This window comes from Verrucomicrobiia bacterium (assembly GCA_026414565.1).
Taxonomy (GTDB): Bacteria; Verrucomicrobiota; Verrucomicrobiia; order Limisphaerales; family Fontisphaeraceae; genus Fontisphaera.
The window spans coordinates 260,474-274,951 of the sequence record JAOAIT010000009.1 but is presented as its reverse complement, the minus strand read 5'-3'; the positions used below and the strand labels follow the sequence as shown (position 1 = coordinate 274,951).

Here is a 14,478-nt window from a genome sequence, read left to right as displayed (position 1 = left end):
GGCAAGGCAACCCCACCCGGCCTAAACTTAGGCATGCCTAAGTTTGACCGCCATAAGGTAGCCCCCCCTTTCCCCGCTGTCAAATACCGCCAAGCCTTGATTTACGCAGATTTCACCGTAACCATTCTTGTCCCCGGCGTGTCATTTAGTTTGGAAATGGGCCGACGGCTGCGCATCTATGGACGAGCAACCTGTGTTTGATGTCGCAGCCTGTCTGGCAGGCGTTCGACGGCGCGATGAAGTGGCCGCGCGCCAGTTGGTTGAATTTTTGCATCCGCTGGTCATGAAAATTGTCCGGGCGCATCTGGCGCCACGGTTGGCGGAAGAAGACCTGGCGCAGGACATCTTTGCCAAGGTGTTCCACCGCCTGCATCAATATCGTGGCCAGATGCCCTTCGAGCATTGGGTCGCCCGTGTGGCAGTGAACACCTGCCGGAATGCCCTGCGCACCCTCCGGGTCCGGCCGGAAGTGCGCCATGCCGATTTGAGCGAAGAGGAAGTCCAGGCCCTGACGGCAGCCATGCAAACCGACGAGGTGCCGGTGGAACAGGCCATCGCGGCGCGTGACCTGGTGGAAAAATTGCTGAGCACCCTCGCCCCGGAAGACCGGCTCATATTGACGCTCATGGACATGGAAGATCGCAGTGTGGCGGAAATCAGCCAACTGACCGGTTGGAGCCAGCCCATGATCAAAGTACGCGCCTTTCGGGCGCGGCACAAACTGCGCAAACAACTGGCGCGCTTGATGCAATAACGATTTATGATCTCACCCGACCAGCTTTGGCGGCGTTTGACGGCAGCAGCCCGTCAGGCTCCCACCACGTCCCCGGAACTCTCCGGTGGGCACGTAAGCCGCATCGTCAGCCGCTGGCAGGCGGAACAAGAGGAAGAAGCCGCCACGGTGGAGGTCATGGCCTGGATGGGGCGCCGGGTCTTGCTCAGCGCGGTGGTGGTTATGACCGCCGTCCTGGCACTGAGTTACCTGCCCTGGGATGACACCTGGACGGCCCTGTCCGGTTCGGCTCCGTGGCTGGAGGTGGTTGCTGATTTATGAAGCTGCCCAATCCGTTCAAGTACTGGAAAATCCTGCTGCTCATGGTGGGGCTGTTTGTGGCGGGTTTGATTTGCGGCGGGGGGCTGACGGCCGCAGCCCTGGGCAAAGCCGTCATCCGGGAATTGAGCATGGAAGGGTGGAGCCGCCGCACCACCCGGGACTTGCAACAACAACTGCAGCTCACCCCCGAACAAACCGAAAAGGTCAAGGCCATCGCCGACCGTTACCAACCGGAGGTCATCGCCCTGCGCAACAATACTTTCAAGCTGTTTGGCGCCCTGCATCGTCAGTTTAACGCGGAAGTTACCGCCCTGCTCACCCCCGAGCAGGCAGTGGCCTTTTCCAACCTCAATGCCCGGCGCACAGAAAAATTCCAAAAAACCTTCAAGCTCCTCCCGGCCACCAATGCCATCCCCACCAACGCCGCCCCTGCGAAGACCAAACGCCAGCCCTGAAGCCATCCTTGGGGAGTTCTTCCCAACGGGTCCACGGGATACCGGTGTTGTTGCATTGAGGCCGGCAAGCCTCCTGAGTTGTTGGCCAAACCACTTTGCGTTACCTTGAAGCGCGTGAAGCATCGCTGCCTCATGGGACGCCGCATTATCGGTAGCCTGGTGGGACCAGCCCTCTGGGTAGTGATCGCTTTTTTGGGCGGTTCGGGCATGGTGTCAGCGCAAGAGGCCACCCCGCCCCTCCCGCCGCAAGCCTCACCAGCCACCAATGGCGAATATGTGCTGCGCACCATCCCCCTGCGCAACTCCGCCGGCCAGCCGGTACAACTCCGCAACCATCCGGCCGCCACCAATGTCAGTTTGCGCCAACTGGTGCTTTTTCTACGCACGAATCCGGTCAATTTTGCCACCTTTCAACCGGGCAAATTCGTGTGCACCGAATTTGCCCAGGCGCTGCACAACGCCGCTGAAAGCGCAGGCCTCCGCGCCGGTTTGGTAATGGTGGATTTTTCCAGAGGGGAAGGCCATGTCCTCAACGCTTTTGAAACCACCGATAAGGGCGTAGTCTATGTGGATTGCACAGGCGGAATGCCGGGCAACATCCCGCGGCAGGAATTCGATACGTTTGGCTATCTGCAGATTGGCAAGCCCTACGGGCGACTGCCACTCGACATTGGTTTTCCCAATCCCACCAACTACGCCCGTTATGAGCAGGTGGATCGCATCTGGAGCCGGATGGAAATGGACCAGGCCATGTTGGAGGAACGCCGCAAACGGCTGGCCGATGAAGCGCGCGCCGTGCGCGAGGCCGCCCAAAAACTGGGCCAGCCCCCCTGGCCGCCGGAGCGACGCGCTGAGGCGGAAGCCCTCGAAAAACGCCGGGCACAATTACAGCAGGATGAACTGGCGTTGCGCCAAGATTGGGAGGACCTGCGCCAACGGCAGAAACAATGGCGCTTCCGGGTGTATCACAGCAACACCAATCCCGTCGTGCGCATCAAGACATGGTGGTAGCAGGCGGCGAAGCCACCCGGGCAACCGCTGCCTGCACTTCGGCCAGCAGAGCGGGGCGCGCCTTGATGAAATCGGTAAGCCGCCCCAGACGATCCAGCGTGTCGGGACTCAGGCAATGCTCCCACCCCTCGATGTCATCCTCCTGGGTTTTTTCATCCACGCCCAACAAGGATAAAAAACGCTTCAACGTCGCATGCCGGTTGCGCACCCTGGCGGCCACCCTCCGGCCTGACTCAGTCAACTGCAGGCGCCGGTATTTCTCATAAACCACGTACCCTTCGCGGGCCAGCCGCTGCACCATGGCCGTAACCGAGGGCTGACTGATGCCCAGGGCTGCGGCCAAATCCACCGCGCGCGCAAAACCTTTGGACTCGATGAGTTCCGCCATGCGCTCCAGGTAGTCCTCGGTGCTGATGCTGGGTTGCGGGCGGCCGCTCTGGGGGGGCCGCCGGTTTCGAATGTTCTCCCGCCGGTTCGTGCTCATGACGCCACCTTGGCACCCATGGTGTCGTGAACGATGCCCGGTTGCCAACCATAAAAAAAGCGAGGCTGGAGCATTCCCTCCAGCCTCGCCGGATCAAAAACTCACAGGGAGGTTAATCCACTGCGATGCGGTAGAACCGCCGCGGCCCGGTCGGATTGACATCCGTCAGGGTGCGCACTGTGCCATCGCCGCTGACCGTGGCACCCGGCACGTTTTGCCAGCCATTGCGATCCTGCACGTTCAGATTCCACTGCAGCCGGTAGGTGCGCCCAGCCTCCGTAGGCACCTGCAACGAGAAGTTGTTGCCCGGGCCACGATACACCAGGCTGCCGCGCGGGATGGTCGGCGGCGTAGCCGGGCCACCGCCAATGACGGTCAGCGTGGCGACCTGGCTGGTCACCGCACCCACGCTGTTGGTCACGACCACGCTGTAATTCCCCGCCTGCTCCGGCTGCACATTCAGCAGTACCAAGCTGGCGTTGGTCTCACCCACCAGGCGATTCACCCCGTTGAAGTACCACTGATACCGCAGAGGCAAAGTGCCTTCGGCTTGCACCGTAAAGGTGACGTTGCTCCCCACGCCAGTGCTTATGTTAGCCGGTTGCACCAGCAAGGTGGGCGGACGCAACACTGTCAATGTGGCCACCGCGCTGGTGACCATGCCGCCGGAGTTTTGCAACACCAGCGTGTAGGTGCCTTCATTCGCGCCGCTCACGTTGTTCAGCGTCAGGGCAATCAGGTTCGGGATGTTGGTAATCGCCGTGCCCGAGGCCACCACATTGGTGCGAATCGGCGTATTGGTGTTGAAGTACCAGATGGCCGTCAACGGCAGCGTGCCGTCACCCACCGGCCGGAACGTCACGTTGGCCCCCAGGTTGGTGGTGATGTTCGCCGGCTGCTGCACCAGGGACGGACGCACCGTCTGGTTCAGTGGCGGGATGGTGGCAATGATCTGCAGCGCGAAGGCATGGTCACGTGTCGGTCCGGCAATGTCGGCCGCGCTCTGATGGACCGAGACCGCCAACGTGTTCTGCCCGTTGCGCAGGTTCACCGGATAGAGCGGAGCACGCTGGGACGGTGTGCCGGCGGCGTGGTTCTGGGCCAGCGTCGTCGCCCGCACCTGCTCCGTACCATTGGTCATGTAGTAACGACCGCCGGGATTGTTGGCATTATCCTGATCACTACGCCACTCGGTGCCATTGAGATAGATGACACAGCCGTCATCCGCCCAAATCTCAAACTGCAACCGCACGCCCGCCGGATCCACCGGCAGGTTGAAGGTGGTGCGATAGTAGTAGGTGGTAATGGTGTTGCTCACCGGGATGTACACCGACGGGAAGCCCCAGCCATTCGGAATGGCCGCCTGATAGGATTCATCAATAAACGGAGTGTAGGCCTGATCCCAGGCGCTGTCATTAAAGGTAGGCGCGATCCAAGCGGTCCCCAAATCCTGGCCCGAGGCATTATAACGCCAGGCCTGGGTCTGGGACTTGACAAGGTAATGCCGCTGGAACATGAACAGATTGGTGCGCGTCATCACATTTTGCAGGGCCGACCGATCGCGGATATTGCCAATATACAAGGAGTAGTTGACCAGGCTGCTCTCCTGCTTCGGAGCGCAGATCAGCGTCAAATTGGTCCCCGTGGCATCAATGGTCGCCTGGAAGATTTGCAAAGTGGTGTTGGTGGCATCCCCCTGACGCACGATGAAGTAATTCGCCAGGTTCACGGCATCATTGGTGTTGACCGGCTCGGTGAACGCAATCTGCACCACGCAGGCATCGCCCCAGTTGGGGTCAAAGCCGTTGGTCTGCATCAACGCTGAGTACACGGCCGGCGGGATGTTGTCCACCCGGACCGTCACGTTGACGGTGGCGCTGGTCACCGCCGAGATGCCGTTGGTGATGACCACATAATAACTGCCCGAGTCGTTCGTCACCGCGGAGGTCACGGAATACGTGGCTGCATTGGCCCCCGGCACCGCCACCCCGTTGCGATACCATTGGAAGGCGGGCAGTGAACCGGAGTAAGCTACCGTGAGGCTGAAGGCCTGGCCGTCAAAGATGTTCGTGCCCGTCGGCTGCTGGGTGATGGCCAGCGGTGCAGGAATAACCTGCAGCAACCGGATACCCAGCACGATGTCCGAGCTGGTCAGGCTGTTTTGGTGGACTTCCACCGCCAGGGTGTTTTCCCCATAACGCAGCGGAGCGGCATTGAGCACCACCTGCTTGATGGTTTCCTCCGGGCTGGTGGCCGCGCTCACCAAGCTGGTGAACACCACCGGGTCCGTCCACGTCCCCGGACTGGCAAAGCGTCCCACTTCCACACCGTTCAGCCAGAAGATGGCGCCGTCGTCAATCCACCCTTCCACCATTAACCCCAGCCCCGAAATGGTGTTGGTGTTGGTAAAGGTGGTGCGGAAATAATAAGTGGGAATGTTGCGGCTGCCAACTGGACCAAAATCCGTGCGCATCGCCTCGCCTGCCGCGGCAAACGCCGCGAGCGTAGCCGCCGTGTCTTCATACCCCAAAATGCCCGGCCCGGAAGGCCAGTCCGCATCGTTGTAGCCCACGTTGCGCCAGGCCGTGCCCAAGTCCACGCCGTTGGTATTGTATTTCCACACGTGGTTGATTTGGAAAATAGGCATATTATATTCAGGTGGAATTACTTCGGTCTGGGTAAAGATGGTATTGGGGGTACGGGCCAAATCTTGCACGCCACGCACCGTGAGATAATATTCCACCGCATACTGGCGGGGTGCCGCCAAGGTCAATTCCACCGTGTTGGTGTTCAGCAGCGTCGCCGATTGCACCGCAATGGTGCCCCCGCCCGGCAGGGCCACCGTATAATTGGCTGTATTGGTGGCCGTGGACGCACGCACCGCCTCGGTGAACACCACTCGCACCACCGCAGCCCCCACGCCGCTCACCGTCGCCACTGCGGGCTTGATTTCATCCGGGGCCACGCTCAGGACCGCCACGCGGCTGGTCACCACGCTGAGGTTGTTGGTCGCCACACAGTAATACTGCCCATCGTCAGCCGGAGTAACCGAATTAATGGTGTAATTAGCACCGGTGGCGCCCGCAATGGGCTGGCCATTCTTGTACCACTGGTAATTGGGGGACTGCCCAGAAACCACGAATTGAAAAGTCGCCCGGTCATATTCATTCAAGCTAAGGCTTTGCGGGAGATTGGGGTTCACAATCTGCAGCGGCCCGCTGGCACCGGTGGCGTTAAAAGCAACGTTATCAATCGTCCAGGAGGGATCCGTGCCCGGGTTGGCATTGTCATCCACCCAGAGGATGTACAAGGTCCCACCCGGACTCCAGCCCGTAGTCGCAATGGTGGCACTTAAATTGCCATCCGCCTGGCTCGACAATCCCGGAATTACCTGCCAACTGCCTGGCTGGCCGGTCAGGCTCCAGTAAACCCGATGGGCTGAAATCTGTTCCGCCACGGTGGTGTCATAACTCGCCTGAGTGTAGCTAATGGCAAGCTGGCCAATCGGGCTGCCGGAGTTGTTCTGCAGCGTGGCCAGCAGCATGCAGTATTCCACCCCGGTTACGCGGCTCTGAATGGCCTGCAAGGAGGTGTTGTAGCGGAACCATTGGTGCGTGCTGGGCGGGGTGGTCCCCGAGGTGGGAAGGTTGGTCACGATAGATGACGCCGATTGGGTTTGGACGTGCGCATCCAATTGTTCCACAGTCGAAATGTTGGCCCCGGCAGTGCCCCCGCCGGTCGCCCCTTGTGCGCCGGTTGTCCACCCGTCGGCTGCCGTGGGAGCGGTGTCGAAGGTATAAGGGCCATTGTTGCCCAGTTGGATGGAAATCGCTGCCTGTCCCAGGGTTATGCCGGCCACCAAAGCGCACAGCACACCTGCCTGCTTCCATATCCCGAACACTGCGTTGTTTTTCATAGACTCGCTAATTTCTGGACTGTTGACGCCGCCCCTGCCACAGGCCACGCCACCCAGCCCTGCTTGGGTTAAATCCGATGCGACAGACTACTTAATTGACTGCCCTAATCAACAAAAAAAATCTTCGCAACCAGCTAAAATTTTACCCTAATAAATCACATTCGTTCAACTTAATCAAGCGCCCCCCCCTGTTTCCGCTCCGCCATCGAATGGAGGCAGACTGCGCCCGATTTATATTTTCCGGACCAAGGCCGGGTTGGCTTATGCAACTGGCACCAAATGTCTCGCCACCTCGGTCCGGTAGGCCCGCAGCGCCGGCAGCAAACCCGCCAAACCGCCCAACGCAATCAGGGCAGCCGGGGCATAAAGCATCACCGGATGCCAGACCGCCACCTCCAAAACCACCCCGGTCGAAGCCCGCACCATGACGGCCACCGCAGACATGCTCAAAGCGTACAGCGGAAAAGCACCCACCACCCCCAGGCCGGCAATGCCAACTGCCTCCAGCCATGTAGCCATAAAGACCGTCCGCCGCCGGGCCCCCAAGGCCCGCAGAATGGCCACGTCCCGCCGCCGGGCATACATGGCGTTGTACATGCTCGCCGTGATGGCTGCCCCCGCCACCAGCGCCACCAGCGCCGCCAAGGCCGTCAACACCCGATCCAGCCAGGCCAGTTTCTCGAAAAGCTCGGCCACCACCCGCCCGATTGGCCAAGCCCACGTCAACCGCGTGCCCTGCCGATTGTAATACTGGTCCAGTTGGAAACCAGCCAGCGGACTGCCCCCTTTCAGTTTTACCAGGACCGCGCTCAAATCAGTCGCCGCCGCAGGATCGTGCCCGCTCATGTGCTGGACCCCGGCCAGCGGAATCCAGATCACCCGGTCCGCCGGCGTGTTGGAAGGTTTGAGCACCCCCACCACCAAATAATCCTCTTCATGCTGGTGTTCCTCGCTAAACGTCAATCCGTGATAGGGATGGAAACGATCTCCCACGCGCAGCCCCAGGCGCCGTGCGGCAAAACTCCCCACCACCGCCTCGCGCCGCAACGGATCAAACCAGCGCCCGCCCGCTTGCAGGGCAAACGGCCGCCCGGGCGCGGGCTCTGCGCGCTGAAAGAAGTCCAGGGTGGTCCCCGCAATTCGATACCCGCGATAATTATCTCCCACGGCCAGCGGCACTGCCAAATCCACCGCCGGATGGTCCCGGATTTCCTGAAAATCCTCCCACTTTAAATTGCCGGGCGAGGCTTCGAGATGGAACACCGCATTAAGCACAAGCTGCAGTTTGGCGCCGCGCGCGCCCAGCACGGCGTCAAATCCGGTGGTGGCGCCGGCAAAGGCCCGCCGGGCCTGATCCCGAGTTACCCAGACGGTGAGCAATAATGCCCCCGCGAGGGCCACCGAAAACGCCGTCAACACGCTGGAAACCAAATGCTGTCGCAAGCTGCGGCGGATCAACAACGGCAGGATCATGTCCCTCCCTCCCCCACGGCCGGCGCCGGTAACGACATCTCCAGTCGGCGCGGAAAGCTGCGCAGAACCGCCGGATCGTGACTGACCAACATCAGCGCGGCCGATTCCTCCTGGCACAGCTCGCGTATGAGCTTCAGCGCCGCCTGCGCATGGGCCTCGTCCAGACTGGCGGTTGGCTCATCCGCCAGGACCAGCGCCGGCTTTGGCGCCAAGGCCCGTGCCACGGCCACCCGTTGTTGCTGGCCGGTGGAAAGCTGCCCTGGGCGGTAATCGGCGTAAGCTGCCAGCCCCACACGCCCCAACAAATGCCTTGCCCGCTGCCAATCCACGCCGCGCCCGAAAGCCATGCCCAAGGCCACATTTTCCAGTGCGGTAAAACCCTGCAGCAGGTTGAAGGACTGAAAAATCAGGCCGATGCTTTCTGCACGGACCCGGTCCAATTGCGGTTCCCGGAGCGGTGTCAAATCGCGGCCCTGAAGCAAAATGCGCCCGGCATCCGGCCGGAGGATGCCCGCAATCAGATGCAACAAGGTGGTCTTGCCCGAGCCGCTGGGGCCAAACACGCCCACCTGCTCGCCTGAGTCCACGGACAGCTCGGGAATGTCCACCACCCGCCGCACTTCGCCGGTGGGCGTGGAGAAACTTTTGCGTAAACCCTGTAACTCCAGCAACGCCATCGGCGCTTAACATGGCGCAACCTCGGGCAAACGCCAAACCGCCGGTCACGCCAGGATATGCCGGTGGAAAAGTCGCAGTAAAAGCCAGGCCGCCGCCGCGGTATAAAGGGCCGCCAGCACGTCATCCGCCGTAATCCCCCAGCCGCCGGGCAACGCCTGACTCTGCTTTACCGGCCAGGGCTTGAGAATATCAAACAAACGAAACAACACAAAAACGGTCAGCCCAATCAACGGCCCGTTTTTATCCAGCAAACTGCCCGGCGCAGGCAGCAGGCCATGACGCCACCACGCTGTGGCCACAAACGGTAGAAAACAGATCGGGAGTGCAATAATTTCATCCAACACCACGGAGCCGGGATCCGTCTGCCCCAGCATCACTTCCGCCCTCCCGCACAACCAGATGGAGGCCCCACAGGACAAAAGGATGCCCCCCAGATAAAGCCAGAAACTGCCGGTGCCCAGCAATGCCATGGTCAGGAACACCCCCAGCACCGCGCCCCAGGTGCCTGGAGCCAACGGCAGGCGGCCCACGCCCAAACCTTGCGCCACCCACAATCCCACGTGCGCCCAAAAACCAGTCATGCTGACAGTATGCCCTTCCTGGCCCACGGCCTCCAAGCAAAACTCACCTGTGCCTGGCATCCCGCCGCTGCGAAACGTGAGGAAGAATTCACCTCGGGGGGCAGGTGGCCGGCTCACCTTCGGACTTGACCGCCGCTGCCCTGCCCCGCCACACTTCACGCCACATTGCATCATGCGTAATTACTGCGTCAAAGCCATCGGATGTCTCGCCGCCCTGATGCTGGCCGTCGGGCAAACTCATGCCGCCGCCAAGGAATCCTCCAAGGCCGGCACCGCCAAGACCCAACCTGCAGCAAAAAAGGGAACTCCCAAGCCCGCCAAACCGGCCAAGCCCGCCCCGCCCCCTGTCGTGGACCATGTGGAACGCCTGGATCCGGCGATTAACGCGCTTCTGCCCACCAACACTTTTCTTCAACCACTGGCCTCCGGATTCATCTGGAGCGAGGGGCCGGTGTGGATGGGCAAGTATCTGCTTTTTTCTGATGTGCCCACCAATCGCATCTACAAATGGGAGGAGGGCCTGGGCATCTCCGTGTTTCTGGAACCGAGCGGTTACACCGGCACCGACCCGCGCGGAGGGGAAATGGGGTCCAACGGCCTGACGCGCGACCGGCAGGGGCGGCTGGTCATTTGCCAGCATGGAGATCGCCGCGTCGCCCGCCTGGAGAAAGACGGCACCTTTACCCCCCTGGCACAGTATTACCTCTGGCGGCGCTTCAACAGCCCCAATGACGCCGTATTCGATTCCAAGGGCAATTTGTATTTTACGGATCCCCCCTACGGCCTGCCCGCCCAAATGGCCGATCCCCGCAAGGAAATCCCCTTCCAAGGCATCTACCGGGTCTCTCCCAACGGGGAAGTGACTTTGCTTTCGGATAAATTAAGCCGCCCCAACGGCATCGCCTTGTCCCCCGATGAAAAGACTCTCTACGTAGCCAATTCCGACCGCGCCAATCCTGCCATATTTGCCTTTCCCATTAACAAGGACGGGACCATAGGCAACCGACGTATCTTCTTTGACGCCGCCGAGCTGGCCAGCAAGGGCCGCCCTGGCTTGCCCGATGGTCTCAAGGTGGATGTCAAGGGCAACGTCTTCGCAACGGGGCCGGGAGGAGTGCTGGTCTTGTCGCCCCAGGGCAAACACCTGGGCACCATCAAAACGGACCGCCCCACTGCGAATTGCGCCTGGGGCGATGACGGCAGTGTGTTGTACATCACGGCCAACCATGACCTCTTGCGGGTCAAAACCAAAACTCGCGGCAAACTTCCCTGAGCAGGTTGGTGGATAAGTTTTCTGCGCGGCGGCTTGCGCCCGCATAAACTCTCGCCTACGGTGAGCGCGGCAATGAGCCACAGCCCCACACCCCGCCTGACGGCCATTGCGGCCATGGCCGCCAATCGGGTCATCGGCTGCCAGGGGCGTCTTCCCTGGCATTTGCCGGAGGATTTCCAATGGTTCAAATCCGTCACCATGGGCCATGTGCTGGTCATGGGGCGTAAAACCTTTGAGTCCATTGGCCGCCCCCTGCCGGGACGCGACACGGTGGTCATTAGCCGCAGCGGTTTTCGGCATCCCGGCGTTACAGTGATTCAGGATTTAAGGGAATTGGCCGGCTGGCCGGAACCGCGGCGTTTCTTCATCTGCGGCGGGGCGCAAATTTATGCGCTGGCCCTGCCCTTTTGCGCGGAGCTGTTCCTCACCCAGGTCCTGCGCCCGGCTGAAGGAGAGGTGTTGTTCCCGCCCTTTGAGGACCGTTTCACCCCGGCGGAGGTGGTCAGGGAGACGGGCGATTTTCGGATTCTTCGCTACGTCAATCAAAGTCCTGAAAGGCTGACGGCGGCCCCACCCGGAGCCGCCGCCGCGATGCGAAGTTATTAATCAAGGCGAGCCTTAATTCGCCGGCAAGGCCCACACTTCAATTTCCGTGTATTCGTTCAGGGCACTGTCCGTGCTGCCGCGGCTGTAAAAGCGGAGGTAACGGCCCACGATGCCCTTGGCATCGATCAACTTGCCCTCGAAGCCCTCGAAATACTCGCGGTCGGTGCCGATGCCCAGGCCGGAGCTGTTGTCGTGATCATTATTAAAAATGGTGCGCACATTTTCGATGAAATCCGGGTCATCCGCCACCTGCACCACCACATCGCGATAAATCTTTGGGGCGTCATGCGCATGCCAGATGAGGATGGCATAGATCGCGTAGTTTTTTTCCAGATCGATCTGCACGTACTGGGAGCCTTTGCGCATGATCAGCACCGAGCTTTCAGTGGCCTCCTTGTTGCCGTCGGTGACCAGCTCGGGGGTCCCGGTCATGGGCGCCTTATCACTGCAAATGACTTTCTTGTTCAAGGCCACATTGGCAACCCCCTTCGGAGCCAGAAATGGCGGACGCGGTTTGCCGGTCGGTTTCTCCGCCGTGGTATCTGGCGGAATCTCCGCCGGCGTGCCCTTGAAGGCGGGCGTGGGCAGTTTCAAGGGCAGCGGGGCCAGCTCTGCTTTGCCGGCGTCAGCCGCCTGCAACCCTGATAAACCCGCCGCCAACAGCAGGGCAGTGCCTGTGCTCCGCCAATTCCGAGTGTTTTTGGTCAATCTCATGGCCTGTCTTTGTAGCGGCTCACCCGCCGGGGTCAATCTTGTTTAATACCCGGCGCGGCACGCCGCGCTGTTCTTTGGACGTCCGCCGCCGTCATTCATTCAACCGCGAGGGGGCCTGGCCGTTCTTATTGGGGTACGCCGGCGGGTTTGTCCGGCGCCAGCGGCTCCGTGGGAGCGTCTGCGGGCTCCGTGGTTTCCTTTTCCGGCGCCGGCAACACCCGGATGCGGGGATTACGGAACCACATCTCCACCCCCGGATGCTCCAAGCCGATGTACCCTTCGCCAATCTCCTTGAAATCCGGCAGGTTTTTGAGGCGCCCCCGCCGCACGGCGTTCTCCAACGCCTCACTGTCCAACTCAAATTCGAGCACCTTTTCGTTGTTGATCCAGTGCTCCACTCTCTTGCCCCAGACCCGCACGCGCGCTTCATTCCACTGGCCGGCCGGCCGTGGATGCGCATTGGTGGCGGGCAGGAGCGCGTATAGCGAGCCGGTGCGGTACAAGGGATTGTTCCGGGCATCGGGATGCCGCTCGTCGTCCGCCAGCACCATTTTCAGCCCCCCCATCGCGGCCCGGGGCGCGCCCTCCTGTACCAGATATACAATACCTGACGCCGCTCCCGGCGGCAGACGGTACTCCACAGAAAACTCAAAGTGGGAATACCGCTGACGCAGCATCAAATCCGTCTGCTCCCCCCCCGGCACCGAAGAGATCACCCCCGCCTTGGCGGCCCAAAGGTTGACGGGGAATTGCAGCATCTTATAGCCGCGGAAGTACACGGGAAACTTGCCATCAAACAACGATTGCCACGGTGGCAGCTCGGCCGCGCCCAGGCCGCCCACCATCAAAAATACCCAAAACCACCGCAAGGCTGGGGCCATGTTCATGTCTTAAACATCGCCCCGCCCGCCTTTTCTGACAAGTCCGAATCCCCTTGCGCTCTAGGCCTCGCGCATCTGTTGCGGGTCTATGCCCTGGCGGCGGCACCATCCGACGTAGGCCATGGGCGAAATCTCCGAGGGCTTGATTTCGCTGCGTCCCCCCCAAAAAACATTGGTGTAGAGGAGCGGAATGCCCGCCTCTTCCAAGTGCCGGTCAATGGCCGCCTTGTGGGCCAGCACCACTTCTTTCTCGGCCCCGTGCGCGACGCCCATGATGTTGACGTTACGGAACTCCGGTCCCGCATCCCGCCAGTAGGCATGCGTCATCACGTGATGTCGGCCCACCTCCTTGCCGGCATCAATCTCCCGCCCCGGCGGCACGGCCCAGTGAAACAACGCGTTGAAACGCGCCACCCGCTCGCCGTTCTCCGCCGGTTTGGCATGCTCCAGGAAGGTTGAAAAACGCCCGATCACCCGGCGGCGGTTCAATTCGGTGGCCACCTCATAAAAAGTCTCCAGCGGCACCCCGGCCTCCTGCGCGCGCGGGCCCCACAAGGGCTCCACTTCCAATTCCTCTGGAGTAAATTCCCGCTTTAGCGCCACGAGCACCCGCCATTCCAAATCGGACAAGGTGGTCACCGCCACATCCGCCGGCTCGGCCGGCTCCGGCGCGCGATCGCCCGGTTGCAACCCCCGCCGGCGCAGGTGGCCCACCCCCAGGGCAAAAACCTTGCGGGCGGGCAACAACACATAGCGCAAAGCGCCGGTCTTGGACTTCAGGTAATCACAATGCTTCACCATCGAGAAACCCTGCGGCACCTTCAACGTAGTCCAGAGCCGGTACTGGCTGCCCGCCGTGCCGGGGTCGGTGCTTCGGATGACCACATGCCCCGTGAAGGGATCATGGGCAAACATCCAGTCAAAGGTGGTTTCCAGCAAATCAGGCGGCGTCTCCCAGGCCACCAGCGCTCCCTGGGCCAGGTTGGTGGCCAGCAAGGTTTGACGGATGCGCCGGATGACCCCGGCACGCAACATGGCCTGCAGCCGCTCCAACACTATGGCACGATCCACCCCCGACATCCGGGAGATTTCGCCCAACGGATCCCGCTGGAATCCCTGCACGCGGTCTTCACTGATGACCAAAATCTTTTCGTTGATTGGATCGTGTATCGAAACCGGCACCGTTACATTACTCATAAGCAGTAAAAATAATACGTACCCTTACGAAACCAAAATGAAATTGACCGGCATCAAACGTCGGGACACTGCCTGCGGGAGGCGGGTCCTGCCCCCCGAAGGAAAAGGTTGAAGGAGCCCTCCTCAGGACTCACACGCGCATGACGCCAGCCAGG

Annotated in this window: 14 protein-coding genes; 6 read left to right on the top strand and 8 right to left on the bottom strand. The window is 61.1% G+C overall.

Translation table 11 applies throughout. From position 1 onward, the window contains the following. Positions 1-178 precede the first annotated feature (178 nt). The 4 genes from N3J91_02370 (at position 179) to N3J91_02355 (ending at position 2,520) form a co-directional block, all read left to right on the top strand. On the top strand, positions 179-754 hold the full coding sequence (locus N3J91_02370) for an RNA polymerase sigma factor (protein ID MCX8155293.1): 576 nt from the start codon (positions 179-181) through the stop codon (positions 752-754). Between the two features lie 6 nt (positions 755-760). Then, a complete protein-coding gene (locus tag N3J91_02365) occupies positions 761-1,054 on the top strand; it encodes a hypothetical protein (protein MCX8155292.1) in 294 nt (97 codons plus the stop codon). Beyond that, on the top strand, positions 1,051-1,509 hold the full coding sequence (locus tag N3J91_02360) for a hypothetical protein (protein ID MCX8155291.1): 459 nt from the start codon (positions 1,051-1,053) through the stop codon (positions 1,507-1,509). Before N3J91_02365 ends, N3J91_02360 begins: the two co-directional genes overlap by 4 nt. A gap of 207 nt (positions 1,510-1,716) precedes the next feature. Continuing rightward, entirely contained in the window at positions 1,717-2,520 is an 804-nt protein-coding gene (locus tag N3J91_02355; GenBank protein MCX8155290.1) for a hypothetical protein, read from the top strand. Here N3J91_02355 and mntR read toward each other — a convergent pair. From mntR to N3J91_02330, 5 genes are all read right to left on the bottom strand, one after another. Then, positions 2,504-3,004, bottom strand: a complete 501-nt coding sequence (gene mntR, locus N3J91_02350; protein ID MCX8155289.1) for a transcriptional regulator MntR — start codon at positions 3,002-3,004, stop codon at positions 2,504-2,506. The two genes, N3J91_02355 and mntR, sit on opposite strands and share 17 nt — an antisense overlap. Before the next feature lie 112 nt (positions 3,005-3,116). Further along, positions 3,117-6,920 (bottom strand): immunoglobulin domain-containing protein, encoded by a 3,804-nt coding sequence (locus tag N3J91_02345; protein MCX8155288.1) that lies wholly within the window; start codon positions 6,918-6,920, stop codon positions 3,117-3,119. Between the two features lie 261 nt (positions 6,921-7,181). After that, entirely contained in the window at positions 7,182-8,393 is a 1,212-nt protein-coding gene (locus N3J91_02340) for an ABC transporter permease (protein ID MCX8155287.1), read from the bottom strand. After that, positions 8,390-9,070, bottom strand: coding sequence for an ABC transporter ATP-binding protein (locus tag N3J91_02335; protein ID MCX8155286.1), 681 nt, complete (start codon positions 9,068-9,070; stop codon positions 8,390-8,392). Before N3J91_02335 ends, N3J91_02340 begins: the two co-directional genes overlap by 4 nt. 45 nt (positions 9,071-9,115) lie before the next feature. Then, on the bottom strand, positions 9,116-9,652 hold the full coding sequence (locus N3J91_02330; GenBank protein MCX8155285.1) for a phosphatidylglycerophosphatase A: 537 nt from the start codon (positions 9,650-9,652) through the stop codon (positions 9,116-9,118). Between the two features lie 172 nt (positions 9,653-9,824). On the opposite strand from N3J91_02330, the gene N3J91_02325 reads away from it, so the two are divergent. Continuing rightward, entirely contained in the window at positions 9,825-10,925 is a 1,101-nt protein-coding gene (locus N3J91_02325) for an SMP-30/gluconolactonase/LRE family protein (GenBank protein MCX8155284.1), read from the top strand. Positions 10,926-10,997: 72 nt separating this feature from the next. After that, the gene (locus tag N3J91_02320; protein MCX8155283.1) at positions 10,998-11,531 is read left to right on the top strand and encodes a dihydrofolate reductase; all 534 of its coding nucleotides are present in this window, start codon (positions 10,998-11,000) and stop codon (positions 11,529-11,531) included. 12 nt (positions 11,532-11,543) lie between these two features. Here N3J91_02320 and N3J91_02315 read toward each other — a convergent pair whose 3' ends face one another. From N3J91_02315 to N3J91_02305, 3 genes are all read right to left on the bottom strand, one after another. Beyond that, positions 11,544-12,245: a hypothetical protein gene (locus N3J91_02315; GenBank protein MCX8155282.1), complete on the bottom strand. Its 702-nt coding sequence runs from the start codon at positions 12,243-12,245 to the stop codon at positions 11,544-11,546. 125 nt (positions 12,246-12,370) lie between these two features. Then, a complete protein-coding gene (locus N3J91_02310) occupies positions 12,371-13,132 on the bottom strand; it encodes a DUF1080 domain-containing protein (GenBank protein MCX8155281.1) in 762 nt (253 codons plus the stop codon). A 54-nt stretch (positions 13,133-13,186) separates the two neighbouring features. Further along, positions 13,187-14,323, bottom strand: a complete 1,137-nt coding sequence (locus tag N3J91_02305; GenBank protein ID MCX8155280.1) for an Lrp/AsnC family transcriptional regulator — start codon at positions 14,321-14,323, stop codon at positions 13,187-13,189. Positions 14,324-14,478: the final 155 nt, after the last annotated feature.